Origin of the sequence: Pseudomonas sp. TAE6080, from assembly GCF_018732265.1 — a bacterium.
Lineage (GTDB): Bacteria > Pseudomonadota > Gammaproteobacteria > Pseudomonadales > Pseudomonadaceae > Aquipseudomonas > Aquipseudomonas brenneri.
In genome coordinates this window covers 298,312-324,120 of sequence record NZ_JAHIDY010000001.1, presented here as the reverse complement: position 1 = coordinate 324,120, position 25,809 = coordinate 298,312, and the positions used below count along the sequence as shown (strand labels likewise).

Annotated in this window: 27 protein-coding genes; 16 read left to right on the top strand and 11 right to left on the bottom strand. The window is 60.1% G+C overall.

The window, feature by feature from the left end:
* Positions 1–2: 2 nt before the first annotated feature.
* From KL786_RS01525 to rlmF, 3 genes are all read left to right on the top strand, one after another.
* A complete protein-coding gene (locus KL786_RS01525; RefSeq protein WP_215516501.1) occupies positions 3–386 on the top strand; it encodes a DNA polymerase III subunit chi in 384 nt (127 codons plus the stop codon).
* 212 nt (positions 387–598) lie between these two features.
* Positions 599–3,445, top strand: a complete 2,847-nt coding sequence (locus KL786_RS01520) for a valine--tRNA ligase (protein WP_215516500.1) — start codon at positions 599–601, stop codon at positions 3,443–3,445.
* 215 nt (positions 3,446–3,660) lie between these two features.
* Positions 3,661–4,677 carry a 23S rRNA (adenine(1618)-N(6))-methyltransferase RlmF gene (gene rlmF / locus KL786_RS01515; RefSeq protein ID WP_215516499.1) on the top strand — a complete coding sequence of 339 codons (1,017 nt, stop codon included), beginning with the start codon at positions 3,661–3,663 and terminating at the stop codon, positions 4,675–4,677.
* Between the two features lie 105 nt (positions 4,678–4,782).
* Here rlmF and KL786_RS01510 read toward each other — a convergent pair whose 3' ends face one another.
* Positions 4,783–5,064 carry an HU family DNA-binding protein gene (locus KL786_RS01510; RefSeq protein WP_032859974.1) on the bottom strand — a complete coding sequence of 94 codons (282 nt, stop codon included), beginning with the start codon at positions 5,062–5,064 and terminating at the stop codon, positions 4,783–4,785.
* A 396-nt stretch (positions 5,065–5,460) separates the two neighbouring features.
* Here KL786_RS01510 and yejK point away from each other — a divergent pair, with 396 nt between their 5' ends.
* Complete coding sequence (gene yejK / locus KL786_RS01505) at positions 5,461–6,465, top strand: nucleoid-associated protein YejK (RefSeq protein WP_065944170.1); 1,005 nt, start codon at positions 5,461–5,463, stop codon at positions 6,463–6,465.
* Positions 6,465–6,818 carry a glutaredoxin family protein gene (locus tag KL786_RS01500; protein WP_215516498.1) on the top strand — a complete coding sequence of 118 codons (354 nt, stop codon included), beginning with the start codon at positions 6,465–6,467 and terminating at the stop codon, positions 6,816–6,818. The genes yejK and KL786_RS01500 overlap by 1 nt, the downstream gene beginning before the upstream one ends.
* A 129-nt stretch (positions 6,819–6,947) precedes the next feature.
* Here KL786_RS01500 and KL786_RS01495 read toward each other — a convergent pair whose 3' ends face one another.
* The 4 genes from KL786_RS01495 to KL786_RS01480 form a co-directional block, all read right to left on the bottom strand.
* Complete coding sequence (locus tag KL786_RS01495; RefSeq protein WP_215516497.1) at positions 6,948–7,232, bottom strand: GIY-YIG nuclease family protein; 285 nt, start codon at positions 7,230–7,232, stop codon at positions 6,948–6,950.
* Positions 7,233–7,268: 36 nt separating this feature from the next.
* A complete protein-coding gene (locus KL786_RS01490; RefSeq protein ID WP_215516496.1) occupies positions 7,269–7,739 on the bottom strand; it encodes a nuclear transport factor 2 family protein in 471 nt (156 codons plus the stop codon).
* A 94-nt stretch (positions 7,740–7,833) separates the two neighbouring features.
* Positions 7,834–8,469: a response regulator gene (locus KL786_RS01485; protein ID WP_215516495.1), complete on the bottom strand. Its 636-nt coding sequence runs from the start codon at positions 8,467–8,469 to the stop codon at positions 7,834–7,836.
* A gap of 202 nt (positions 8,470–8,671) precedes the next feature.
* On the bottom strand, positions 8,672–9,481 hold the full coding sequence (locus tag KL786_RS01480; protein WP_215516494.1) for a response regulator: 810 nt from the start codon (positions 9,479–9,481) through the stop codon (positions 8,672–8,674).
* Between the two features lie 416 nt (positions 9,482–9,897).
* Here KL786_RS01480 and KL786_RS01475 point away from each other — a divergent pair, with 416 nt between their 5' ends.
* The 8 genes from KL786_RS01475 (at position 9,898) to KL786_RS01440 (ending at position 17,641) form a co-directional block, all read left to right on the top strand.
* The gene (locus KL786_RS01475; RefSeq protein ID WP_215516493.1) at positions 9,898–10,521 is read left to right on the top strand and encodes a DUF1120 domain-containing protein; all 624 of its coding nucleotides are present in this window, start codon (positions 9,898–9,900) and stop codon (positions 10,519–10,521) included.
* 48 nt (positions 10,522–10,569) lie between these two features.
* Complete coding sequence (locus KL786_RS01470) at positions 10,570–11,184, top strand: DUF1120 domain-containing protein (RefSeq protein WP_215516492.1); 615 nt, start codon at positions 10,570–10,572, stop codon at positions 11,182–11,184.
* Positions 11,185–11,222: 38 nt separating this feature from the next.
* Positions 11,223–11,843, top strand: a complete 621-nt coding sequence (locus tag KL786_RS01465; protein WP_215516491.1) for a DUF1120 domain-containing protein — start codon at positions 11,223–11,225, stop codon at positions 11,841–11,843.
* An 89-nt stretch (positions 11,844–11,932) separates the two neighbouring features.
* Positions 11,933–12,556 (top strand): DUF1120 domain-containing protein, encoded by a 624-nt coding sequence (locus KL786_RS01460; protein WP_215516490.1) that lies wholly within the window; start codon positions 11,933–11,935, stop codon positions 12,554–12,556.
* 33 nt (positions 12,557–12,589) lie between these two features.
* Positions 12,590–13,291 carry a fimbria/pilus chaperone family protein gene (locus KL786_RS01455; protein WP_215516489.1) on the top strand — a complete coding sequence of 234 codons (702 nt, stop codon included), beginning with the start codon at positions 12,590–12,592 and terminating at the stop codon, positions 13,289–13,291.
* Positions 13,292–13,386: 95 nt separating this feature from the next.
* Positions 13,387–15,819, top strand: coding sequence for a fimbria/pilus outer membrane usher protein (locus KL786_RS01450; RefSeq protein ID WP_215516488.1), 2,433 nt, complete (start codon positions 13,387–13,389; stop codon positions 15,817–15,819).
* Positions 15,820–15,830: 11 nt separating this feature from the next.
* Positions 15,831–16,973, top strand: coding sequence for a DUF1120 domain-containing protein (locus KL786_RS01445; protein ID WP_215516487.1), 1,143 nt, complete (start codon positions 15,831–15,833; stop codon positions 16,971–16,973).
* A 17-nt stretch (positions 16,974–16,990) separates the two neighbouring features.
* Positions 16,991–17,641, top strand: a complete 651-nt coding sequence (locus KL786_RS01440; RefSeq protein ID WP_215516486.1) for a DUF1120 domain-containing protein — start codon at positions 16,991–16,993, stop codon at positions 17,639–17,641.
* Here KL786_RS01440 and KL786_RS01435 read toward each other — a convergent pair.
* Together KL786_RS01435 and KL786_RS01430 are read right to left on the bottom strand one after the other, a co-directional pair.
* On the bottom strand, positions 17,638–18,918 hold the full coding sequence (locus tag KL786_RS01435; RefSeq protein WP_215516485.1) for a CynX/NimT family MFS transporter: 1,281 nt from the start codon (positions 18,916–18,918) through the stop codon (positions 17,638–17,640). The two genes, KL786_RS01440 and KL786_RS01435, sit on opposite strands and share 4 nt — an antisense overlap.
* On the bottom strand, positions 18,908–19,567 hold the full coding sequence (locus tag KL786_RS01430) for a FadR/GntR family transcriptional regulator (protein WP_215516484.1): 660 nt from the start codon (positions 19,565–19,567) through the stop codon (positions 18,908–18,910). The genes KL786_RS01435 and KL786_RS01430 overlap by 11 nt, the downstream gene beginning before the upstream one ends.
* A gap of 158 nt (positions 19,568–19,725) precedes the next feature.
* Here KL786_RS01430 and KL786_RS01425 point away from each other — a divergent pair, with 158 nt between their 5' ends.
* Both KL786_RS01425 and KL786_RS01420 read left to right on the top strand, forming a co-directional pair.
* Complete coding sequence (locus tag KL786_RS01425) at positions 19,726–20,037, top strand: type II toxin-antitoxin system MqsR family toxin (RefSeq protein WP_215516483.1); 312 nt, start codon at positions 19,726–19,728, stop codon at positions 20,035–20,037.
* On the top strand, positions 20,034–20,528 hold the full coding sequence (locus KL786_RS01420; RefSeq protein ID WP_215516482.1) for a type II toxin-antitoxin system MqsA family antitoxin: 495 nt from the start codon (positions 20,034–20,036) through the stop codon (positions 20,526–20,528). Before KL786_RS01425 ends, KL786_RS01420 begins: the two co-directional genes overlap by 4 nt.
* Before the next feature lie 52 nt (positions 20,529–20,580).
* On the opposite strand, the gene KL786_RS01415 is transcribed toward KL786_RS01420, so the two are convergent.
* From KL786_RS01415 to KL786_RS01400, 4 genes are all read right to left on the bottom strand, one after another.
* On the bottom strand, positions 20,581–21,345 hold the full coding sequence (locus tag KL786_RS01415) for an amino acid ABC transporter ATP-binding protein (RefSeq protein ID WP_045062117.1): 765 nt from the start codon (positions 21,343–21,345) through the stop codon (positions 20,581–20,583).
* Between the two features lie 11 nt (positions 21,346–21,356).
* The gene (locus KL786_RS01410; RefSeq protein ID WP_215516481.1) at positions 21,357–22,454 is read right to left on the bottom strand and encodes an amino acid ABC transporter permease; all 1,098 of its coding nucleotides are present in this window, start codon (positions 22,452–22,454) and stop codon (positions 21,357–21,359) included.
* 10 nt (positions 22,455–22,464) lie between these two features.
* A complete protein-coding gene (locus KL786_RS01405) occupies positions 22,465–23,646 on the bottom strand; it encodes an amino acid ABC transporter permease (protein WP_215516480.1) in 1,182 nt (393 codons plus the stop codon).
* A 72-nt stretch (positions 23,647–23,718) separates the two neighbouring features.
* Positions 23,719–24,750 carry an amino acid ABC transporter substrate-binding protein gene (locus KL786_RS01400; protein WP_215516479.1) on the bottom strand — a complete coding sequence of 344 codons (1,032 nt, stop codon included), beginning with the start codon at positions 24,748–24,750 and terminating at the stop codon, positions 23,719–23,721.
* A gap of 345 nt (positions 24,751–25,095) precedes the next feature.
* Between KL786_RS01400 and KL786_RS01395 the strand changes: the two genes are divergently transcribed.
* Positions 25,096–25,752 carry an alpha/beta hydrolase gene (locus KL786_RS01395; RefSeq protein ID WP_215516478.1) on the top strand — a complete coding sequence of 219 codons (657 nt, stop codon included), beginning with the start codon at positions 25,096–25,098 and terminating at the stop codon, positions 25,750–25,752.
* Positions 25,753–25,809 lie beyond the last annotated feature (57 nt).

The following is a 25,809-nucleotide window of genomic DNA, read 5'->3' as shown; positions in this document are numbered from 1 at the left end:
CGATGGACACTCCCAACCCGATTAAAAAAGATGACCACCTGCTGGACGACCTTGAATCGATCCGCCAGTTGCTGGGTGATGACAACCTGCAACCGCCACTGCTGACCGATACCGTCGCAGAAGAGGTACAGATTCCCCTGCTGTTCGATATGGTCGGCGCCAAGCCCGCCGCTGCCGAGCCAGTCGAGCCGCCCACCGTCCAAGCCGAGCCCGCCGCCGAAAAGGCCCCTGACGCCCTGCTGCTGCACCTGGACAACGAACTGCGCGCCGCTGCGCAATTGATCATGCAGGACGTGATCGACGATTTTGCCCCGCATATCGAAACCGAGATCAAGCGCCGGATGGATGCGCGCATGGAGCGGTTGCTCAGCCAGTACCAGTCTTAAGCCACGCAGATCTCCCCTGTGGGAGCGGGCTTGCTCGCGAATGCGGTATATCAGACACACACCCAATAACTGACACACTGCATTCGCGAGCAAGCCCGCTCCCACATTTGGTCAGCGCAAGCCTTAAGCCCCTCTTCATCTCGCCCTCTCCCCTATCCCCCGTTATACTTGTCGGCTTTCCTGAATAAATGCCAACTAGGGTCCCGCCGCGCATGGATAAGACCTACCAGCCGCACGCCATTGAAACTTCCTGGTACAACACCTGGGAATCCGAGAATTACTTCGCCCCTCAAGGCGCGGGTGATTCCTACACGATCATGATCCCGCCGCCGAACGTCACCGGCAGCCTGCACATGGGTCACGGTTTCAACAACGCGATCATGGACGCCCTGATCCGTTTCCGCCGCATGCAGGGTCGCAACACCCTGTGGCAGCCGGGCACCGACCACGCGGGTATCGCCACCCAGATGCTGGTGGAACGCCAACTGGAAGCCACCGGCCAGAACCGTCACGACCTGGGCCGCGAGAAGTTCCTGGAGAAGGTCTGGGAATGGAAGGACCAGTCCGGCGGCAATATCAGCCGTCAGATCCGTCGCCTGGGCTCGTCAGTGGATTGGAGCCGCGAGCGCTTCACCATGGACGATGGCCTGTCGGAAGCGGTGAAGGAAGCCTTCGTGCGCCTGCATGAAGATGGCCTGATCTATCGCGGCAAGCGCCTGGTCAACTGGGACACCAAGCTGCACACGGCGATTTCCGACCTTGAAGTGGAAAACCACGACGAGAAAGGTTTCCTGTGGAACCTCAAGTACCCGCTGGCCGACGGCGCCAAGACCGCCGAGGGCAGCGACTACCTGATCGTCGCCACCACCCGTCCGGAAACCATGCTCGGCGACTCCGCCGTGGCCGTTAACCCGAACGATGAGCGCTACCAGGCACTGATCGGCAAGTTCGTCGAGCTGCCGCTGGTGGGTCGTCGCATCCCGATCATCGCCGATGACTACTGCGACCCTGAATTCGGCACCGGTTGCGTGAAAATCACCCCGGCCCACGATTTCAACGACTATGAAGTCGGCAAGCGCCACAACCTGCCGCTGCTGAATATCTTCGACAAGAATGCCGCCGTTCTGCCGGCCTGCCAGGTGTTCAACCTCGACGGCACGCTCAATGACAGTATCGATGGCAAGATCCCGGCCGAATACGCCGGTCTCGATCGTTTCGACGCGCGCAAGCAGATCGTTGCCGCCTTCGACGCTGCTGGCCTTTTGGTCAGCGTGGATGACCACGCCCTGAAAGTGCCGAAAGGCGACCGCTCCGGCACCATCATCGAGCCGTGGCTGACCGACCAGTGGTACGTCTCCACCAAGCCGCTGGCAGAACCTGCGATTGCTGCCGTGGAAGATGGCCGTATCCAGTTCGTGCCCAAACAGTACGAAAACATGTATTTCTCGTGGATGCGCGACATCCAGGATTGGTGCATCAGCCGTCAGCTGTGGTGGGGCCACCGGATTCCGGCCTGGTACGACGAGTCGGGCAAGGTCTATGTCGGCCGTGACGAGGCCGAAGTGCGGGCCAAGCACAACCTCGGCGCAGACGTGGCGCTGCAACAGGACAACGACGTACTGGATACCTGGTTCAGTTCGGGCCTGTGGACCTTCTCGACCCTGGGCTGGCCGCAGCAGACCGAGTTCCTGAAGAAATTCCACTCCACCGACGTGCTGGTCACCGGCTTCGACATCATTTTCTTCTGGGTTGCCCGGATGATCATGCTCACCATGCATTTGGTGAAGAACGAGGACGGCACCCCGCAGGTACCGTTCAAGACCGTGTACGTACACGGCCTGGTCCGCGACGGCCAGGGCCAGAAGATGTCCAAGTCCAAGGGCAACGTCCTCGACCCGCTGGACATCATCGACGGCATCGACCTGGAAACCCTGGTGCAGAAACGCACCTCGGGCCTGATGCAGCCGAAACTGGCGAAAAAGATCGAGAAGCAGACCCGCGACGAGTTTGCCGACGGCATCGCCAGCTACGGCACCGACGCCCTGCGCTTCACCTTCTGCTCGCTGGCGTCCACCGGTCGCGACATCAAGTTCGACATGGGCCGCGTCGAAGGCTATCGCAACTTCTGCAACAAGATCTGGAACGCGGCGCGCTACGTGCTGGACAAGGGCGAAGACTGCGGCCAGAACGGCGAAGCCTTTGAACTGAGCCTGGCCGATCGCTGGATCATCTCGCAGTTGCAGCGCACCGAAGCCGAGGTGACCCGCCAACTCGACCAGTTCCGTTTCGACCTGGCCGCACAGGCCTTGTACGAGTTCATCTGGAACCAGTATTGCGACTGGTACCTGGAACTGTCCAAGCCCGTGCTGTGGGACGAGAACGCGCCGATCGAGCGCCAGCGCGGCACCCGCCGCACCCTGGTGCGCGTGCTGGAAGTGGCGCTGCGCCTGGCGCACCCGTTCATGCCGTTCATCACCGAAGAAATCTGGCAGCGCCTGGCACCGCTGGCCGGTATCGAAGGCAAGACCATCATGCTGCAACCTTGGCCAGTGGCCAATGAAGCGCGGATCGACGAGGCGGCCGAAAGCGATATCGAATGGCTCAAGGCCCTGATGCTCGGCACGCGCAATATCCGCGCCGAGATGAACATCGGCCCAGGCAAGCCATTGGCGGTGTTCGTGAAGAACGCCAGTGCCGAGGACCAGCGCCGTCTCACCGAGAACGACGCCCTGCTCAAGAAGCTGGCCAAGCTGGAGTCGATCACCGTATTGGCCGCTGGCGCCGAAGCACCGCTGTCCGCTACCGCACTGGTTGGCGAGATGGAAGTGCTGGTGCCGATGGCCGGCCTGATCGACAAAGATGCCGAACTGGCGCGCCTGGACAAGGAAATCCTGCGCCTGCAAGGCGAGGTGCAGCGCGTCGGTGGCAAGCTGTCCAACGCCGCGTTCGTAGACAAGGCCCCGGCCGAAGTCATCGACAAGGAACGCGCCAAGCTGGCCGAGGCCGAGCAGGCCTTGGGCAAGTTGGCGGAGCAACATGCGCGGATTTCCAGCCTGTAAGGTGGACCGCGTGTAAGAAAGAGGCCTTCGGGCCTCTTTTTTTTGTGTTGAAAACCCAATCAAAGTGGGAGCTGGCTTGCCTGCGATGCAAGCGACTCGGTCTATCAGGCAGATCGAGGTGATGCTATCGCAGGCAAGCCAGCTCCCACATTTGCCCGGGTTGGGCTCAGGATGTGTGACAATGGCCGCCACTTTGAGCCAACACCAGAATCATCATGACCGCCCCCAGCACACCCAAACCGCCCCGCAAGAAGCCGAAAACCGCCGCCACGGCCAAGCCTGTCGTGCCGCGCAAGGAAGCGACCCTGCATCCGCGCAACCGCCACCAGGGCCGCTACGACTTCCCCGCGCTGATCAAGACCACGCCGGAACTGGCCCAGTTCGTGATCCTCAACCCTTACGGCAAGGAAAGCATCGACTTCGCCAGCCCCGATGCGGTGCGGGTGTTCAACCGGGCGCTGCTCAAGGCGTTCTATGGCGTGCAGCACTGGGATATCCCGGCTGACTACCTGTGCCCACCGGTACCGGGCCGTGCCGATTACGTGCACTTCCTCGCCGACCTGCTGGCCAGCGTCAATGACGGCAAGATTCCCCGTGGCTCGATCGTCAAGGTGCTGGACATCGGCATGGGCGCCAACTGCGTCTACCCGCTGATCGGCTACATGGACTACCGCTGGAACTTCCTCGGCTCCGAGATCGATCCTACAGCCGTCGCAGCCGCCAAGGCCATCGTGCAGTCCAACGACCTGAACAAGGTCATCCAACTGCGCCTGCAAACCAACCCCAAGCACATCCTGCTGGGCCTGCTGGAGCCGGGTGAGCGGTTTGACCTGACCATGTGCAACCCGCCGTTCCATGCCTCCATGGACGAAGCGACCAAAGGTAGCGAGCGTAAATGGCGCGCCCTGGGCAAGGCCGACCCCAAGCGCAAGTTGCCGGTGCTGAACTTCGGTGGCCAATCGGCAGAGCTGTGGTGTGAAGGCGGTGAAGCACGCTTTGTCACGCAGTTGATCGCCGAGAGCGCGCACTTTGCCCATAAAGTGTTGTGGTTCAGCACCCTGGTGTCAAAAGCCTCCAACCTGCCCGCCATCGAGACCGCGCTGAAAAAGGCCGGCGTGCTGGAAAGCCAGGTGGTGGAGATGTCCCAGGGCCAGAAACAAAGCCGTTTTGTGGCCTGGACCTTCCAGACCAAGAACGAGCAGCAGCTCTGGCGCCAGCGCTGGGTGCGCTAACCCTGCTCCTGTAGGAGCGAGCTCGCTCCTACAGATAAAGCAAAAAACGCAGGCAACAAAAAACCGTGCCCGGATCGCTCCGGAGCACGGTTTTTTTACTGCGTCTTACTTGTTGACCGAATCGGTCAGGCCTTTGGCCACAACCAGCTTGATCACTTTCTTGGCAGCGATTTCGATGGCAGCGCCAGTCGAAGGGTTACGGCCGGTACGGGCTGGACGCTCGGTCACTTTCAGTTTGCCAACACCTGGCAGAGTGATTTCGCCGCCGTTGTCCAGCTGGTCACCAACGATCTGAGCCAGTTGCTCCAGTACTGCACGTACTTGAACCTTGGTGGTGTCAGTGGATTCGGCGATATCAGCGATCAGTTGGTCTTTAGTCAAAGCCATTGTGGTGTTCCTTCCCTATCAAATTCATTTGGATTGCAGAGTGCAGTGTCAGCCATCGAGCCCGACCGTCATGGCCTGGCACCCCTGGCCATAACCGCGAGAGATCGGGGTTATAGATGCCTGAAACGGGGTTTGGTTCGACCTGACAAATGCTGAATGCACGCTTAACGCCGATACATCGCGTAAGACGGGGCAAAACTAGCACAGAGACGGGGAAATATCCGCTTCTACCTACCCATTTGGTCAGCTTTATCGCTCTAAACCGTGAAAAAAAGGCATATGAGCCGTCAGAGGGCTCCCGAAACCGCTTCAAACGACGCCGGGACCAGCGGGTGCGGTACACTGGCCACTTTTGCCGGGAGGCCGACCACTCCCGCCCAACCAGCCGAGAAGCCCATGCCGATCCGTCATTGCATCGTCCACCTGATCGACAAAAAACCCGACGGCACGCCCGCAGTTCTCCACGCCCGTGACTCCGAATTGGCCGAGTCCGCCGCCATCGAGAACATGCTCGCCGATCTCAACGAGAGCTATAACGCCAAACAAGGCAAGGCCTGGGGTTTCTTCCATGCCGAGTCCGGCGCGCACCCGTTCAGTGGCTGGTTGAAGGAATATTTCGACGGCGGCAAGGATTTCACCGCCTTCAGCCGGATCGCGGTGGAACATCTGCAGAAACTGATGGAGGAGTCCAACCTCTCTGTCGGTGGCCACGTGCTGTTTGCCCACTACCAGCAGGGCATGACCGACTACCTGGCCATCGCCCTGCTGCACCACAGCGAGGGCGTGGCCGTGACCGATCAGCTCGACGTGACCCCGTCGCGCCACCTGGACCTGGGCCAATTGCACCTGGCGGCGCGGATCAACGTCTCCGAATGGCAGAACAACAAGCAGTCCAAGCAGTACATTTCCTTTATCAAGGGCAAGAACGGCAAGAAGGTCTCGGAGTACTTCCGCGACTTTATCGGCTGCCAGGAAGGGGTCGATGGGCCGGGCGAGACCCGTACCCTGCTCAAGGCCTTCAGCGATTTTGTTGAAAGCGAAGACCTGCCGGACGAGTCCGCCCGCGAGAAAACCAAGACCCTGGTGGACTACGCCAGCAGCCAGGCCAAGCTCGGTGAGCCGATGGGCCTGGAAGAACTCTCGGGCTTGATCGATGAAGATCGGCCAAAGGCCTTCTACGATCACATCCGCAACAAGGATTACGGCTTGTCCCCGGAAATCCCGGCGGATAAGCGCACCCTCAACCAGTTCCGCCGCTTCACCGGGCGCGCCGAAGGCTTGTCCATCAGCTTTGAAGCGCATTTGCTGGGCGACAAGATCGAGTACGACGAGGCTGCCGGCACCCTGATCATCAAGGGCCTGCCGACCCAACTGACCGACCAGCTCAAGCGCCGCAACTGATGCTTGGCGGGGTCCTGAAAAAAGTCCTGCTGGTGTTGCTGGTGGTGGTGGTGTTCCAGAACTGGGGCAAGATCCAGCGGGTGTTCAACCCCTCGCAGGTGGTCTCGGAGCAGACCCGGGCGTCAGCGCGGGTGGTGCTTTATGCCACCGAGTGGTGCGGCTACTGCAAGCAGATCCAGCGATTCCTGGATCAGAAGGGCATTCCCTACAAGAGCGTCGATATCGACCAGGATCCCGAAGGCCGCAAGGCCTATCAAGCGCTGGGCGGCGGCGGGATTCCGTTTGTGGATGTGAACGGCACGCTGATTCGCGAATACAACCCCGAGGCCATCCTGTCGGCATTAACCCTGTAGGAGCGAGCAAGCTCGCTCCTACAGGGGGTCACCTGATCAGGAACCCCAGGCGCGGGAAGTGCCACGGCCGAAGCTCAATACCCGCGCATGCCAGGCCGGCGGCCTACCGTTAGGCCTGATGGGAACTGATCAGTCAGATTGATAAGCCCGCGCCAGACACTCCTTGGCGCTTTTCCTGAGTTTTTTGATCAGCCGCTCCTGGCGCAGGGCTTCGCTTTTGCTGGCGCAGGCTTCGGTGTAGACCAGTGCCACGGCGGGGCTGGACAGGAAAAACCGCGCACCCTTGCCGCTCTGGTGCACAGCAAAGCGGCGTACCGGGTCGTTACTGATCCCGCAATAGAGCGAGCCATTGGCCGCACGCACCAAGTAGACAAACCAAGGCTTGGGAGCGACGGGTTCAGAAGGATTGTTCACAACGGACTCTGGCCAAGCAAAGAAACGCCGATCTTATCAACGACTGGCCTGGAACGCCTTCAACCCTTTTAATGCCTGGCTACGCACTGCATTGCGCACCAACGGCGTCCAGCCCAGCAACAGCCCCTTGGTACCCAGCGCCTGGCGCGACCAGCGCCACAGGTCGAAGTGATCGTGGTGCTCGCAGATCTTGCCATCGCGAAACACAAAACGCGCCTGGATATCGTTGACCACGGTGTTGCCGGTCTGGCTGAACAGGTAGGTGGCCACCCAATGGGCACTGCCGGTGGCGTCATCGCTGCGCACGCTGTCAAAGGTCAGGGAAAAGTCCTTGGCCCGGGTGGTGAGCATGCGCCACATGTCACCGGCATCACGTCCAAGTAGTTCGCCGAACGCCGGGTCGCTGAACACCACGTCGTCGGTATAACAGGCGCTCATGGCCTCGGCATCCAGGCGCTTGAAGGCGTTGTAGAACTCGGTAATCAGGGCGTTATGGGCATCGCGCATGGGCAGCATCCAGCAAAGGCTTGGAAAGTCACGATAGTGTGCAAAGACCTGGAACACCATCGATATTGACGCCCGAAATGCCAAGGGTGTGCCCCTATGGCACCATGCCGCAGCTGCGAGCATAGGCGAATAGATCCACGTCAGTGGAAATACATAGCCGGTTCATAGCCGTGCTTTTCTGTTTGCTGATGGTGGAGATGCTGCGATTGACCCGTACGGCGATCTGACTGACCGTCATGCCGCTGGCGAGCATACGCACCACTTCCCGTTCCTTGCCGGATAACTGTGGCTGTTGCGACTGATCCCCCGTGCCCGCCTCCACCAGTTGAACCCGCAGGCATTCGCTGACAAAAGTCTGTCCGGCGCTCACCGCCCTGATCGCCTGGGGCAACTCTTTGGCCGAGGCACTTTTGGCGACAATCGCCTGGGCGCCATGGGCAAAGGAGGCACGCAAGGTGGCGACGTTGGCAAACATGGTCACCAGAATCACGGGCAACTTCGGGTACTGGCGGCGCAGCAGACTCAGCAAGCCATAGCCGTCGGCCTGCTGGCCTCCCGGCATAGCGAAATCAGTCACCAGCACATCACAAGAAATGGCGTCCAGCAGTCGAAGCAATTCATCGGGCCCCTCGGCTTCCCCTACCACTTTGCACCTGCCATTCGCCTCGATCACCACTCTCTGCCCGATACGCACAATGGGATGATCGTCAGCAATAATTACGCGAAGCATTAGGTACCCACGGATGATGGCAATTTGAGTCCGCGCAAAATACCTCCGCCAGACGCCCTCAACAACCGCCTACGCTCCGTGCTTTTTTCGCCGTGATCAATGTTTGGTAGTCCACCAACTAAAACCTACAAAATAAAAAGAAACCACCTACATCCAAAACCTTCAGCACAGACTTCCAGTTACCTACAAATCGCCGCACATATCACAACGAGCCCAAGTAAACGAGGTAGGCTCGCAAGTCCACCTGGAACGCTTCCAACTGCGGTTTGGTCAGCACAATGCCTTGGGTATGGACGTGCTCGATCAGGCGCATCCCGCGCAACTCCAACTCTGCGACACCGAGGAAGGCCAGGCTCCCCACCAGGCGATGCAGGCGTTCGGCAGTCAGCGGCACATTCAGGGTCATGTGGGCGTGATCCAGTGCGGCACTGTCTTCCCGGGCTTCGCAAAGCAGGCTGGCGAGCATTTGGTCCACCACGCGAGCATCACCAAAGCTTTCGATCAGGCCGACACGGGTCGGCCAGAGTGCCGAGACCGGCGCGTGCAACTGCGCATCGGCCGGGCCGGGCAGCCACAATGCCAATACACTATGCAACTGCTCAAAGGACAACGGCTTGAGCAACCAGGCGTCCATACCCGCATCGCGGCAGCGTTGGGGGTCGTCGTGTACCAGGTTACCGGTCAATGCAATGATCGGCACTCGCACCTGGTCATTGGCACATTCACGGCGACGAATAGCACGACTCATGCTGTAGCCATCCATCAGGGGCATCTGGCAATCGCTGATGACCAGATCGAAAGGGCATTCGGCGAGGGCAGCCAGCCCGTGTAGCCCATCGCCAACCAATTGATGGCCCAACCCTAGCTTCTTCAGGAACCACCCCATCAAGGCGCGATAGGCTGAGTGGTCCTCCACCACCAATACCTTCAGATGTTGCCAATGCGGTGGCGGAACGATCGAGGGTCTCAGTTCACGGGAAAGCACTGCGTCCAACGATACGCCAGTCTCCATGTTCACCTCAGTGTTGCGATCAGTTCTACAGCGCCCGGCTGGCACTGACGCAACGGTCAGAGAGCGCATCACAAACACTCATATGACCGCCATCGCCACATAAAAATATCGCCATGAACACCTTGGTGACGATGCAACTACTACGAAAAAAATAGTTTTCCTACATACCAAACAAACTATTCCGACATGCCACGAGCGGCTTTGTATCCGCCCCGTCATTGTCGTAATAGTTGTATTCCTCCCGCCCTCGCCCCTCGATAAATTGCGCCCACCCCGACCAGAGGGAACGGAGTTGCCGTACTGCGGCAGACCTGAAACCGATACGCCAAGCCGCCTTGCAACCTGCCCTCTCAAAGGGAAAGGCATTGCCTTGTGCGCGCTTTAACAGCCGACCTTGCACTGGAACAATCTGAAAAATGAACAAGTCCCTAACCCTGGCATGCACCGCCCTGTTGCTCGCCAGTACCGCCCCTGCCTTTGCCGCCAGCTCCGTAGACCTGACGGTAAAGGGGCTGATCACGCCGAGTGCCTGTACACCCAACCTACCCGGCACAGTCGACTTTGGAAAAATCTCGGCCAAAGACCTGAATCAAGATAGCCAAACCCAGCTTGAGGCAAAAAACCTGCAACTGACTGTGAGCTGTGAGGCTTCCACGCTGTTTGCCATCAACCCCGTCGACAACCGCATAGGCACTTCGACCCGCAACGGTGCCTATGGCCTGGGGCTGATCAACGGAACAGAAAAACTGGGGCGGTATTTCATATCGGTGCGCAATCCCGTCACCGATATCCCATCGATCATGCTGACGATGCACGCCGAAGGCCGCTGGTCGGAGCTCTTTGAGGACGACGCCGTAGAACCGAACAACTTGTTTGCCTTTGGCAACCTCGACAGCGAAAGCGGTTGGGCACCTCACCCCCTCCAGAATGCAGCTGTTGAGATCGTACTCAACACCGCTATCGCCCCAGCAAAAGACCTGACCCTGACCAATGAAGTGGCATTGGACGGCTCGGCCACACTGGAAGTGAAGTACCTGTAACCCCGGTCAACGTTACGTAGACCACTTTTGTAAAAGGGCCCCTTGCCTATGAACGCTTTTGCCTCCCGACTCATACTGACACTGCTGTTCGCGCCGTCAGTGTTTGCCGCCAGCAATACCGACCTAACGGTCAAAGGCAGTATCACCCCCAGCGCCTGCGCACCACTGATCTCCGGCGGTGGCACGATCGACTTCGGAAAAATGGCGGTCAAAGACCTCAACGCCGAGCAGTACACCTCGCTGCCCAACCAATCCATGCAATTGAGCGTGCGCTGTGAAGCACCGACGTTTTTCACCCTGACTACCATCGACAACCGCGCCGGCTCCTCCGCCAACCACCACTACGGGCATGGACTGGGGATGACACCGGAAGGAGAAAAGCTCGGCGGTACCGTCTTTCATCTGTATGCCCCTGTGGCTGATGGCGTCGCTGTACGCACCATCACCTCACAAGATGGCGGCGTGACGTGGCTGCCGACCAGCCTGCTCACCCACACCATGCTGACGGCCGTCGCAATAGGTAACCAACTGGTGCCCATCGCAGTACAGGATTTCGACGCCGAGATCCGCCTGTACACCCATATTGCCCCTGCCGACGGCCTGACCCTGACCGATGAAGTCCCCGTCGACGGGCACGCCACGGTCCAGGTCAGCTACCTCTAAGCGCCACACATAAACGCTATCTAAAGGAATTCGCCGCCATGAACCCCCTGTTTACTACCATCGCCACCGGCCTGATGCTCCTCGGCTCCGCCACCGCCTATGCCGCCTCCACCGTAGACCTGACCGTCAAGGGCCTGATCGTGCCCAGCGCCTGCACACCGAACATGAGCAGTGGTGGGATCATCGACCACGGCAAGATTTCCGCAAAAGACTTGCTCCCGGACAATCCCACATTGATCGGTACACACGTCATGACTCTGGTGGTGGTGTGCGACGCACCTATCCAGTTTGCCCTGCACTCCATCGATAACCGAGCCGGCTCATCCATCTCCTCTTCCGACTACGGCCTGGGCCTGATCAACGGCACCCAGAAGCTGGGCTGGTTCCAACTGATGCTACGCAACGCCGTTGCCGATGGGGCACAGATGCAAACAATCGCTTCAGGCGATGGCGGCAATACCTGGTACAGCGAAAAGTTCTGGGACGCAGGCTTGTACATGGCGCTGGCCACCCTGGATGACGCCACCCAGCCGGCCCCCATCAAGGAGTTGGTAACGGAGCTGGTGGTAAACACCTCCATCGCCCGCACCGATGGCCTGGACCTGAGCAACGAGGTGACCCTCGACGGCTCGGCCACTCTTGAAGTGAAGTACCTGTAAACCTTGGGCGCCCATGCCTGCCGGGAACAGACAGGCATGGGCATTTCTTCCGTTTCGGCCGTCTGCACCTCGGCCAGTGGTGCCAACCGATGAATATCTACCCTCACCTTCTGGCGACAGTGCTGTTACTGACGAACGCCACGGTGGCCTTCACCGCATCGTTTGTTGAAATCACGGTGACCGGTCGGCTAACGCCAGATGCCTGCCACGTGAGACTGTCTGACGAGGGTACAGTCGATCACGGAAAAATCCCTGCTCACACCCTCAACGCCAGCGAGTTCACCGTACTGCCCAGCCGGGTACTGGAACTGAATGTGCAGTGCACCAGGCCCATGCTGTTTGCCCTGGTTGGGATCGACAACCGAGCCGAATCCTCTTTGGGCCCCGGGCTTTACAGCCTGGGTAGAAATATCCACATGCCGGCCGAGCGCCTGGGATCAGTGGCTCTGTCTTATCGCAACCCGCTGGGCGACGCGCTACCCATGCAAGCCCTGGCCTCCAGCGACAACGGTGAAACCTGGGCACCGGACCCCAATGCCCCGCCCAGATCCTACGTCGGCTTTGCTCCCCCAGGGGATCGGCAGCCCGACTTCATCGGCCAGTTGAGCGCCCAGCTGAAAATCGACACCACCATCAACTTTGCCCAGTACCTGACCCTGAATCAGGAGGTGCCCCTCGATGGTTCCATCGTGCTGGATTTACGCTACCTCTGACTTCTTCATGCTGCCCCTATGGAAAACCCCGTCATGACGACAACATTGTTGAAAACTGCAGCCAGTATCGCGGCCCTGACGCTACTGTTTGGCACGTGTGCACAGGCCGACGGCATGATTCCGGACACCTCCGTGGTGATCATTTACGAAGCCGATGGCGAAACCGCCGTGTCGGTCACCAACACCGACAGTCAACTCGCCTTGCTGCACGTGACCCTGGAAGACATTCCCGAAGACACCGAACCGTTGTTGGTGGTCACTCCACCACTGTCACGGGTCGAGGCGTCCAAATCACAGCTGGTACGTTTCATCCTGCAAAGCCAGCAACCCTTGCTCACCCAGCGCCTCAAGCGGGCGATCTTCGAAGGTATGCCTCAGGGCCGACCGGCTACTGAAGCCGGGCATGCGCGGGTTGGCGTGACGGTGCGCCAGAACCTGCCGGTGATCATTCATCCGAGGGGACTGGCCCCCAATCGCACGCCATGGACCGGGCTTGCCTGGTCGCTAAATGGCAACACTTTGCAGGTGCGCAACGACAGCCCGTATGTCGTACGCCTGGCCCAGGAACTACGCCTGCTCCCGGGTGACGGCAAGGCGATGCTGCCGCGCACTTACGTGTTGCCTGGGGAGACCCTGAGCATGCCGGCCACCGGCGGCCCGGCCAGCAAAGTCCGACTGCAGCCGGCCACGGTGTATGGCTTTGCAGTCGCCGCCTACGAAGCCCCGATTACCTGACCACTAAACATCAGGCGCCCGGCGCCTGCATAACGAAGTGACGGCTCGAAGACCGTCACCAGGGCGTATCAACGCCCATCATTCGAGTGCCTTTCGTGAAAACAGTATTTAGCTACCGTGACGGCAAAGCCGTGCCCGAGACTCCTGCGCGTATCGCCTTGCCCGCGCTGCTGTTGGCATGTGCCCTATTGCCCGGCAGAGGCTGGGCCGCAGAACGACCAGGCTTTGATGCCACGACCCTGCACCAGCGTGGTATTGATCCACAACTGGCCAGCCTGTTGCTGGACGCACCGCGCTTTACCGCCGGCCGGCATGCCGTCAGCCTGCAGATCAACGGCCAGCGCCGGGGGCGGCTGGAGGTGGGCTTTGATCAACAGGGAGCGCTGTGTTTTGACCGTGCCCTGTTGGACGCTGCCAACCTGTTGGTCCCCAGCGACGACGGCCCCTGTCATGCCTTTCTCACACAGTATCCACAAAGCGTGGTGGAACCCGAGCCGGCCAACCTCACGGTCTCTCTGGTCGTACCGACCGAGGCCTTGCGGCCATTGCAACAGGACATCTCGGGTTATGAAACCGGCGGTGTTGCCGGCCTGCTCAACTACGACCTCACCGGGTTCTACAATCGCTTTGGCGATGGCGACAGCCGTTTCGGCTCGGCCAACACCGAAGTCGGCTTCAATGCCGGTGACTGGATCGTGCGCAGCCGCCAGGTACAGACCTGGCAGGACGGCCTGTCGCGCAGCACCCACCTGGAGGCTTATGCGCAACGCACTTTTGCCAGTCATCAGGCAGTGCTGCAAGCCGGGCAAATCAACCTCTACAACCCGGTGTTGTCCGGTGCACAAATCACTGGGGTCCAGGTGCTCACCGAACAGGCCCTTCAAGAGCAAAGACAGGGCGCGACCATCAACGGTATCGCCAACAGCCCGGCTCAGGTCGAGGTGCGGCAGAACGGCGCGTTGATTCACTCCACAGTGGTCCCCGCCGGGCCGTTTTCCCTGACAGATGTGCGACGCTTGAACTCGCGTTCAGACGTGGAAGTCACTGTCAGGGAAAGCAGCGGTGACGAGCGGCAGTTCACCGTCCCAGCCGCCATGCTCGGCCTCGGATTGCCGGCTCCGGGTTATTCGGTGGCAGCGGGCCGTGTGCGTAATATCGGCGATGCCCAAGGCGATGATCCGTGGGTGGCCAGTGCTGGCTGGACCGGCGCCGTGCATCCACAACTGTCGCTGGGCAGTGGCGTGCTGGCATCCAGCGAATACCGCGCGGTGGGGCTGAACCTGGGCTGGCTGCCGTGGTTGGACAGTCAAGTCCAACTGTCCAGCCAGGTCGCCGATACGCAGGCACGGGACAAGGTCCGCGGGCTGCAGACTGACCTGTCCTGGTCCCAGCGCCTGAATGATCAATGGTCGTTCAGCCTAGCCAATTCCTGGCGTACGCCAGGCTATCGGGAGCTGGAGGAAGCCACCTACGAACCCGAGACCACGCAGCAGCGTCGCTCGCGTTATCGCGATCAGCAAAGCGCCACCGTGGGCTGGTCCCACCCTTGGCTGGGCGCCTTCAGCGCCGGGGTTTCGCGCTCCAGCAGCTTTGATGGCGACAGCAGCAGCCGTGGCCTGGTGTCCTGGGGCAGCAGCGTCGCGGGGGTGTCGTTGTCGGCCAGTGCCGAGTGGCAGATGGGCGGACGCCAGCAGCAGGACAATGCGGTGTACCTGAACGTCAGCCTGCCCCTGGGCGAGAACCGTCGGGTACGCGGCTGGGTACGCAACTCAGGCGGCGAGCACCGTACCGGCCTTGGTTTGAATGAACAGATCGACGATCAACTGAGTTACCGCGTCAGCGCCGAACACGACAGCCGCGACCAACAGGTGGAAACCACCCTCGGTCTCTCGGCCCTGCCCCGCTATAGCCAGCTCGACTTCAGCTACAGCCGCTCCGATGCCGAACGTTCAAGTTATCAAGGCAGTGCCCGTGGCGGTGTGGTGGTGCATGGCGGTGGCGTTACGCTGTCGCCTTATCCGGTGCGTGACACCTTCGCCTTGGTCACGGTCGGCGATATGCAGGGCATCAAGCTGAGCACCCCCAGCGGTCCGGTATGGACCGACTGGCAAGGCCAGGCCGTGGTGCCACAGTTGAGAGCCTATGGCCGCAGCCCGGTGGAAGTGCAGACCCGCTCGCTGCCGCGTAACGCAGATATCAACAACGGCCTGGCGATGATCGCTGCCGGGCGCGGGGCCGTGGATCGGGTTGACTTCGGGGTGACCCTGACACGCAGGGCATTGCTCTACGTGCGCAACAAACAGGGCGCGCCACTGCCACGCGGGGCGTCCGTCACCACCGCTAACGGTGAGTTTGTGACCCTGGTTCAAGACGGCGGCCAGGTGTTCCTGCCCAATGTGCTTGAGCAACCGCAACTGTGGGTCAGTGCACCTGGAATGGCACGTTGTGCCTTGTGGTTCGAGTTGCCGGAAAAAAGCGACCCGCTGGTGTATTTCGAAACCGCACCTGCACGATGCGATCAGTCATGAGGACAATCACCATGGATATTATTTCTACCCTGCCACGTCTGGCCGTGACGCTGATGCTGGTGATATTCACCAGCAACGCCGTCGCCGAGGACGAATGCCAGTTGAACATCAGCGAAGCACTGCTGGACTTCGGTCTGATGAACCGTGTTGCCCAGCGTGACAGCGCGTCTGAACGGCCCTTGGGTGAGCGGCGCATGAGCCTGAACCTCAGCTGTCCACAATCTGCCGATATGAGCCTGTTTTATAGAGCCCTGGCAGCCAATGCCCAGCGCCTGCAGTTCACCGAACATGGCAGTTACGCGATCCAGGCCAGCGACGCGGTACTGGACGGCAATGCAGTGGAGCTTGGCTTGATTCCCGCGCTCGGCCAACCGCCGGTAGCTCGCGGCACTCTGCTGAACTGGCGCACAGACCACGGAATCGCGCCGATCAAGGGCGATACGGTACTCAGCGGCCAGCACTTTTCCGTGCAATTGACCTTCAGTGCCTTTGCCGATATAGCCGCCACACGGGTCAAGGACGCCACCACCTGGGAAGTACCAGGGACAATCTATAGCCGCCAGAGCGGTCGCTACCGGGAACTGACCCTGCGCGCCCACTTTGCACCCGCCGCATGCAAACCGCAGTTGTCCAATGGTGGCTTGGTCGATTACGGCACCTTGTTGGCCAAGGACCTGAGCAGCACCAACGAAAACCCACTGCCCACCCGTACGCTGCAATTTTCTGTCAGTTGCGATGCGCCCACGCCCTACGCCCTGCTGATGCACGACAACCGCTTCGGTACAGCGACCGGCGGCACCGATGAAACCGCCTATGGCCTGGATTTGGACAACAGCCGCAACAAAATCGGCCGCTACTACCTGAACATCGACCCTGCGGATTTCACCGCCGATGCCTACGGCACGCTCTACCGTACTGACTCCACCAGTAGCGGCCAGGCCTGGAGCAGCTCCAGTGCACGGCAAATTCCTATCGCCGCCAACAGCCTCATGGGATTTACCAACAGCGCCGGCAATACCCTTGGCCCGATTGCGTTGCAAAACCTGGCAGGTACCGTCCGTATCAAGGCCTACCTGGCACCCACTCAGGCCCTGGATCTACGCACAGTGGTGCGCATCAACGGCTCGGGCACCCTGGAAATTATCTACCTCTAGCCTCTGGAATCCACCCTATGAAAAAGTACTGCCTGGTTTTTTCTTCCTTGTTGCTACTGCCCTTGACCCAACATGCACTGGCAGCGTCGACCGTGGACCTGACCGTCAAGGGCCGGATCACGCCCACCGCCTGTACACCACGGCTGTCCAGTGGAGGCCTGATCGACTACGGCAAGATCTCCCAGCAGGACCTGAACGTCGACCGGGGCACACGACTGCCGATCAAATACCTGCAAGTCAGCATGGCCTGCAATGCCCCAAGTCGTTTTGCCCTACGCATGCGCGACAACCGCGATGGTACGGCCACGGTCAACAGTGAGATTTACTACGGCCTGGGCCTGGACAACAGCGGCAATCGCCTTGGCCTTTACTCCATGAGTTTTGACCCGCGTCACACCCAGGTGGACAGCACTGCGACGGTCTACGGCACCGAGTCCACCACGGGCGGGGTGGCCTGGCGCACGTCCAACCTCAACCCCATCGATATCGGTGCCAACAGTTACCTGGGGTTCACCGACACCCAAGGCAGCGTTGCCGGGCCCTCGGCGATCCAGGAGTTGATCAGCACGGTCAAGGTCGAGACGGTGATCAATGCCAGGCAGAACCTGGACCTGAGCACCGACACCCTGCTCGACGGCTCGGCGACCCTGGAGGTGGTGTACCTCTAGAGCTTCTCGCTGCTGACCTGCACATACAGCGCACGCCCGGCGCCCAGGCCGGCAATGATCGCCCCCAGGCCGATCACCGCGAAAATCCAGCCGATGGCCGTCCAGCCGCCGGTCCAGTCATGCACCAGGCCCACCGCGAGCGGGCCAAGGGACGCCAAGGTATAGCCGAAGCCCTGGGCCATGCTCGACAGGTTGGCGGCGACGTGGGCATCGCGCGAGCGCAGGACGATCAAGGTCAGCGCCAGGCTGAAGGTGCCGCCCTGCCCCAGGCCGAGCAGAATCGCCCAGCCCCACAAACCGTCCAGTGGGGCATACAAGCAACCGAACAAGCCAGCGAGGGTCAACAGCATCACCACCACGATGGCCAGACGCTGGTCCTTGCCACGCGTGGCCAGCCACGGCGCCGCCAGGGAGCTGGCCAACTGCACAATGACCGAGCCAGACAACACCAGGCCGGCCTGGGTTGCGGTCAAACCTCGACCGATGAGGATCGATGGCAACCAACCGAAAACGATATAGGCCAGGGACGATTGCAGGCCCATGTACAAGGTCACCTGCCAGGCCAGCGGATCGCGCAGCAAGCCCTTGACCCGGTAGGCCACCTGGTGGGCCCCGTGTTTCTGGCCCACTTGCGGCAACCAGAACAGCGCCGCCACCAGCGCCGGCAGAACCCAGAAGCCCAGGCCGATGTTCCAGCTGTCGCCGAAGAAGTGACTCAACGGCACCGTGGCCCCCGCCGCCAGCGCCGCCCCCAGGCACAGGGCCATGGTGTAGACACCGGTCATGGTGCCGGCTTGCCTGGCGAAATCACGCTTGACGATACCGGGCAACAACACCCCGATAATGCCGATACTGGCCCCGGCCAGCAGGCTGCCGGCGAACAGCCCGACCTCACCGAACGAACTGCGCAAAATGATCCCGGCCGCCAGGGTCAGCAAGATGCCCAGCACCACTCGCTCGGCACCAAAGCGCCGGGCGAGAATCGGCGCCAGGGGCGCAAACAGACCCAGGCACAGCACCGGCAAGGTGGTCAGCAGGCCGGCCTGGGCCGCCGACAAGCCCAGGCTGCTGGACACTTCGCTGAGCAACGGTGCCATGCTCGACAACGCCGGGCGCAGGTTCAGCGCCACCAGGATCAGGCCCAGCAGCAACAGCCACGGGCGATGCACCAACGGCGGGCTGTGCTGGACCACCTCGTCGTCGGCCTCGGCGTCGATCAGCAATTCTTCAAGGGCGTTTTCTGGGCGTGGCATGGCGTTCTCGGGGTCAAGGTTCATTGATCAACTGCCGGGACAATGCCTTGGCGCGCTCCGGGTCTTGTTGCTCCACAGCCTCAAGCAGTTCGGCATGCAGGTCGAACACCGCCTGGCGGCGTGGCTTGATGTTCAGGGTCTGGCGCAACTGGGCGCCGACGATGCTGGAAAAGTATTGGTACAACTCGCTCAAGGCCGGGTTGTGAGCCGCGTCCACCAAGCGTTTGTGGAACACCAGGTCGCAGCGGATGTAGTGCTCCAGATCACCATGGTAGTGCTCGCCACTGGCGTCTAACGCTTCGCGCAAGCGTCGCAAATCCTCAGGGGTTCGACGCAACGCGGCCAGGCCGATGGCCTCGACTTCAAGAATCTGCCGCGTCTCCTGCGCCTGGAAAAGGGTGCAATGAGACATGGCGTTCATCACCCCCAAGGGGTCGGTCATCGAGCGCAGGTAACTGCCATCGCCCTGGCGGATCTCGATCAACCCCGAGAACGCCAGCACCCGCATGGCCTCGCGCACGGTGTTGCGGCTGATGCCCAGTTCGGCAGACAGCTCGGGCTCGGTGGGCAGGCGTTCGCCAATCGCCCATTTGCCTTGGGTGATGCGCTGGCGCAGTTGGTCCAGGGCCTGGTCGACCAGGGAACGTTTGATCAGCGGAGCGATGTCTGTCATCGGATTTGCGCTTTCGTCCAATCATAGGATGAATTTCGTACAGCCTATTCGGAGTTGCCTACAGAAGCAACGCACTAGGGTTTTCAGGCGAGTAAAGGCGCGGAATTTTCGATTAGTAAAATTACCCTTAAAGGGTAATTATTGGAGTCAGGTGTCTTATGGAAAAGTACACACCTCATTACGATTTGGCGGTGATAAAGGCGGATGTCAGGCGGCTTGGGAGGAACGCGTTTACCAAGGCCGCACAAAAATGTGCCTGGGACATGCGCTTCAACATCGAGGAAATGCAGGAGGCCATATACACGTTGGAAAACTGGATGTTGTACAAGTCGATGACCACTTATGGAGACCATCGAGTCTGGCAGGACGTGTACCACACTCACTCAAAAGACCGGGAGATTTACATCAAGGTCACTTACCGCACTGACGGTAGGCCTCCGGTAATCTCCTTCAAGGAGAAAAACCCATGAAGAAAACGGAGCTTTGCTACATCTGTGGCGCCCCCGATGCATTGAGTTATTTCGAAGGCCGTAGCGAAACCATCAACGTCAAAGGTATGGAACGTCGTGTCGACAATCTTTCTGGCTGGGAATGCAAGGTCTGCGGTGACGGCTTTTGGGACCCCGATACAGACAGTGCAGATCGTTATGGAGAAGCGGGTGACGAACTGGTCCTCGCCGCCCGGCAAATGCTCGGCGCCGAGATGAAACGCATCCGCCGCAAACTGCACCTTACACAAAAGGAAGCGGTGCAATTGCTGTCCGGTGGCGGTCACAACGCGTTCTCCCGGTACGAGCGCGGCGAGCTTCTGGCGCCCAAACCCTTGGTGCTGTTGATGCGCTTACTGGATCGTCACCCGCACTTGCTGGCGGACGCAAAAACCCTGGCGGACGGCGCTGATATGCGCGGTGCCTTCACCTACACGGTGAACAACGACGCTGAAGCACTCAAAACGTCCTAGCCCCAAAAAAATAAACCCGGCGCCAGGCCGGGTTTATGCTTTCAAGCATCGATCAATGCAAGATCTGGCTCAAGAACAACTTCGTCCGCTCATTCTGCGGATTGTCGAAGAAGTCATTCGGCGCCGCCTGTTCCACGATCTCGCCCTTGTCCATGAAGATCACCCGGTTGGCCACGGTCCGTGCAAAACCCATCTCGTGGGTCACGCAGAGCATGGTCATGCCGTCTTCGGCCAGGCCGATCATGGTGTCCAGCACCTCCTTGACCATCTCCGGGTCGAGGGCCGAGGTCGGCTCGTCGAATAGCATGATCTTGGGTTTCATGCACAACGCCCGGGCAATCGCCACGCGCTGTTGCTGACCACCGGACAACTGCCCCGGAAACTTGTGGGCCTGCTCCGGGATGCGCACGCGCTCCAGGTAGTGCATGGCGATTTCCTCGGCCTTGCGCTTGGGCATCTTGCGCACCCACATGGGCGCCAGCGTGCAGTTTTGCAGGATGGTCAGGTGCGGGAACAGGTTGAAGTGCTGGAACACCATGCCCACTTCGCGGCGCACGCTTTCGATCTGCTTGAGGTCGTTGGTCAACTCCACGCCATCGACCACGATGCGGCCCTGCTGGTGTTCTTCCAGGCGGTTGAGGCAGCGGATGGTGGTGGATTTGCCGGAACCCGACGGGCCGCACAGCACGATACGCTCGCCCTGCTTGACGTTGAGGTTGATGTCTTTCAACACATGGAACTGGCCGTACCACTTGTTCACGCCCTGCATCTGGATAATGCCTTCAGGGCTCACAGGCTGTTTGATTGCTTCGCTCATCAAAAGAACTCCTAACGCTTGTGGCCAGTGTCGAGCTTGCGTTCCAAATGAATGGAGTAGCGCGACATACCAAAACAGAAAATCCAGAACACCAGGGCCGCGAATACATAACCCTCAGTGGCCATGCCCAGCCATTTGGGGTCGGCGGCGGCTTGCTTGACGCTGTTGAGCAGGTCGAACAGGCCGATGATGATCACCAGGCTCGTGTCCTTGAACAGCGCGATAAAGGTGTTGACGATGCCCGGTATCACCAGCTTCAAGGCTTGCGGCAGAATCACCAGGCCCATGCTGCGCCAGTACCCCAGGCCCATCGCGACGGCCGCTTCGTACTGCCCCTTGGGAATCGCCTGCAAGCCACCGCGCACCACTTCTGCCACGTAGGCCGACTGGAACAGGATCACCCCGATCAACGCGCGCAACAGCTTGTCGAAGCTCATGCCTTCCGGCAGGAACAGCGGCAGCATCACCGAGGCCATGAACAGCACGGTGATCAACGGTACGCCGCGCCAGAACTCGATGAAGGTCACACAGATCACACGAATCGCCGGCATATTCGAGCGCCGCCCCAACGCCAGCATGATGCCCAGCGGCAAGGCGCCGGCGATGCCGACAGTGGCGATCACCAGGGTTAGCATCAGCCCGCCCCATTGGCTGGTCGCCACGTTGGTCAAGCCAAAGGCGCCGCCATGCAACAGGAAGAAAGCCACGATCGGGTACACCACCAGAAAGCTCAGGCCGTAGACCGCCTTGCGCTGCAAGCGCGAGATGAACAACGGCGCCGCGCCGACAATGGCCAGCCACACGGTAAGGTCCACGCGCCAGCGCAGGTCGCTGGGATAGTAGCCGTACATGAACTGCCCGAAGCGCTGTTGGATAAAGACCCAGCAGGCCCCCTCCTGGGTGCAGTCGGCGCGGGTCGTCCCTACCCAGTTGGCGTCGAGGATCGCCCACTGCAAAATCGGCGGTACCACCAGGTACACCAGGTAGAACGCGAGCAAGGTCAGCAGGGTGTTGAGCCAACTGGAAAACAGGTTGGCGCGCACCCATGCCATCGGGCCGAAGACCTTGCCCGGCGGCGGCATATCAGGTTTGAACGTATGCGTACTCATGGGTGTTTCCTCACCGCTCGATCAGCGCAATGCGCTTGTTGTACCAGTTCATCAACAGGGAAATGCTGATGCTGATCGCCAGGTAAACGCTCATGGTGATAGCAATGACCTCGATGGCCTGGCCGGTCTGGTTGAGCACCGTGCCGGCAAACAGCGAAACCATTTCCGGGTAGCCGATACCGGCGGCCAACGACGAGTTTTTCGCCAGGTTCAGGTATTGGCTGGTCAGCGGCGGGATGATCACCCGCAGGGCTTGCGGGATGATGACCTTGCGCAGCGTGGGACCTGGGCGCATGCCAAGGGAGTGCGCAGCTTCGGTCTGGCCGTGGCTCACAGACTGGATACCCGAGCGCACGATTTCGGCAATAAACGCAGCCGTGTAGACGGTCAGCGCCAGGGTCAGCGCCAGCAGTTCGGGGATCAATACCCAGCCGCCGACAAAGTTGAAGCCCGCAAGCCTGGGCATTTCCCAGTGCAACGGTGCACCGAAGACCAAGGTACACAACGCCGGAATCACGATGAGCAGCGCCAGGCCCGCCCAGAATTTATGAAACGGTACACCGGTAGCTTCAAAGCGCCTGTTGGCCCAACGCGTCATCAGCACAACCGCCACGATGGCGATGACGATACTGGCGACAAACGGCCAGAAACCTTCAGACGCCAGCGCGGCCGGCATATTCAGGCCCCGGGAGCTCATAAAGAAGGTATCGCCAACGTTATGGCTGTTGCGCGGCAACGGCATGGTCAGGAACACCGCGAAATACCAGAACAGGATCTGTAGCAGCGGCGGAATGTTGCGGAACACTTCCACATACACCGTCGCCAGCTTGTTGATCATCCAGTTGGGTGACAGGCGCGCCACGCCGATGATGAAGCCAAGCAAGGTCGCCAGTACGACACCGATCACGGACACCAGCAAGGTGTTGAGCAAGCCGATCACAAACACCCGGGCATAGCTGTCCGATTCGGTGTAGTCGATCAGGTGTTGCGCGATGCCAAAGCCGGCACTGCGCTCAAGAAAGTCGAAACCCGAGGTAATGCCCCGGTGTTGCATGTTGGTCTGGGTGTTATGAAACAAGTACCAGCCCAGCGAGACCACTGCCACGATGGTGATGATCTGGAATAGCCACGCGCGCACTTTGGGATCGCTGAAGCTGAGCTTCTGCTTGGGTGCGCCGATTTGAGTTTGCATGAAGTGCCCCGCAAAAAATGGAACAGAACATCACCCGGCGGTTGGCCCACCGGGTGATAGAACCATCAGCGATCAGCGCACTGGGGGTGCGTATTGAATGCCGCCGTTATTCCACAGCGCATTCAGGCCACGGTCGATTTCCAGCGGGGTGCTCTTGCCCAGGTTGCGCTCGAACACTTCGCCGTAGTTACCGACCTGCTTGACGATCTGTACGACCCAGTCTTTCTTCACTTTCAGGTCTTTGCCGTATTCGCCATCAGCGCCCAGCAGACGGGCGACATCCGGGTTCTTGGTGGCTTTGGCTTCAGCTTCAACGTTTTTCGAAGTGATGCCGGCTTCTTCAGCGTTGAGCATGGCGTAGCCCACCCAGCGCACGATGGCCAGCCACTCGTCATCGCCGTTACGCACGACCGGGCCCAGGGGCTCCTTGGAAATGGTTTCCGGCAGCACCACGTACTCCTTCGGTGCGGCCAGCTTGCTGCGCTGGGCGAACAGTTGGGACTTGTCGGAGGTCAGTACGTCGCAACGCCCGGACTCCAGCGACTTGGCGCTTTCATCGGAGGTGTCGAAGGTGATTGGGGTGTACTTCAGACCGTTGCCACGGAAGTAGTCGGAAACGTTCAGCTCGGTGGTAGTACCGGCCTGGATGCAGATGGTTGCACCGTCCAGTTCCTTGGCACTTTTCACGCCCAGCTTGTTGTTGACCAAAAAGCCAATGCCGTCGTAGTACGTGATAAACCCGGGGAATTTCAGGCCCATGCCCGCATCACGGGAACTGGTCATGGTGGTGTTGCGCGACAGGATGTCGACTTCGCCAGACTGCAGCGCGGTGAAACGCTCCTTGGCGTTCAACTGGCTGAACTTGACCTTGGTCGCATCGCCGAAAACGGCGGCGGCCACGGCGCGACAGTAGTCAGCGTCGATCCCGAGGATCTTGCCGCTGGCATCCGGCACCGAGAAACCCGGCAGGCCGTCACTGACACCACATTGCACAAAGCCTTTCTTCTGCACCGCATCCAGAGTGGCGCCGGCCTGGGCCAGACCACTGATACCCAATACGGTCGCCGCAGTCGCGATGGCCAGGGTGGACTTCAATACCTTCATTCAAACCTCCAGTTGCTCTTGTTGTGTCGAAGCGCCAACCTCTGCGCACCCTTATGAGGCGATATCGACCCGTGTTGGCTTTTTTTAGGGTCAAGCGGCAAGAGGCTGGTGCTGTCATTCCAGCGGCTATCCCACAGGCGGCAGTCACTGATAGTGTTACCGTCCCCGGATAGTTCTGACATCGACCTACACATAGCAAGCGCCGTACCAGAGTGGCAGCTGAGCCGTTTCAGCCCATGAACCATCGCAAAACAGTCAACCATGCGACATCTTGTTAACTGAATCACCTTTTTCGCACCACCCCAACGCCCCCCATCGGCGCGCACGCACATATATGGAGCAAACATGACCGAACCCTTGATTCTTCAGCCCGCCAAGCCCGCAGACGCCTGCGTAATCTGGTTGCATGGCCTGGGTGCCGATCGCTACGACTTCTTGCCGGTGGCCGAGGCGCTGCAAGAAACCTTGCTGTCCACCCGCTTTATTTTGCCCCAGGCGCCGAGCCGTGCGGTGACCATTAATGGTGGCTACGAGATGCCCAGCTGGTACGACATATTGGCCATGAGCCCAGCACGGGCCATCAGCCGCGAACAGTTGGATGAATCGGCCGAAAGGGTCATTGATTTGATCGAACAGCAAAAAGCCAGCGGAATAGACGCATCGCGAATTTTCCTCGCCGGTTTTTCCCAGGGTGGCGCCGTGGTCCTACACGCCGCGTTTGTGAAATGGCAGGGAGCCCTCGGTGGCGTGCTTGCCCTCTCCACTTATGCGCCGACCTTCAGCGACGAGCTGGAACTGTCAGCGAGCCAGCAGCGAATTCCGGCGCTGTGCCTGCATGGCCAGTACGATGAAGTGGTGCAAAACGCCATGGGCCGTAGCGCCTTCGAGCATTTGAAGCAGCGTGGTGTCACCGTGACATGGCAGGAATACCCAATGGGTCACGAAGTGTTACCCGAGGAAATACGCGATATCGGCACTTGGCTGGCCGGCCGCCTGGGTTGAAAACCAGGCATTGTGTAGCCGCATGACCAACACACTACGCCGCGCCCGATTCTTGCA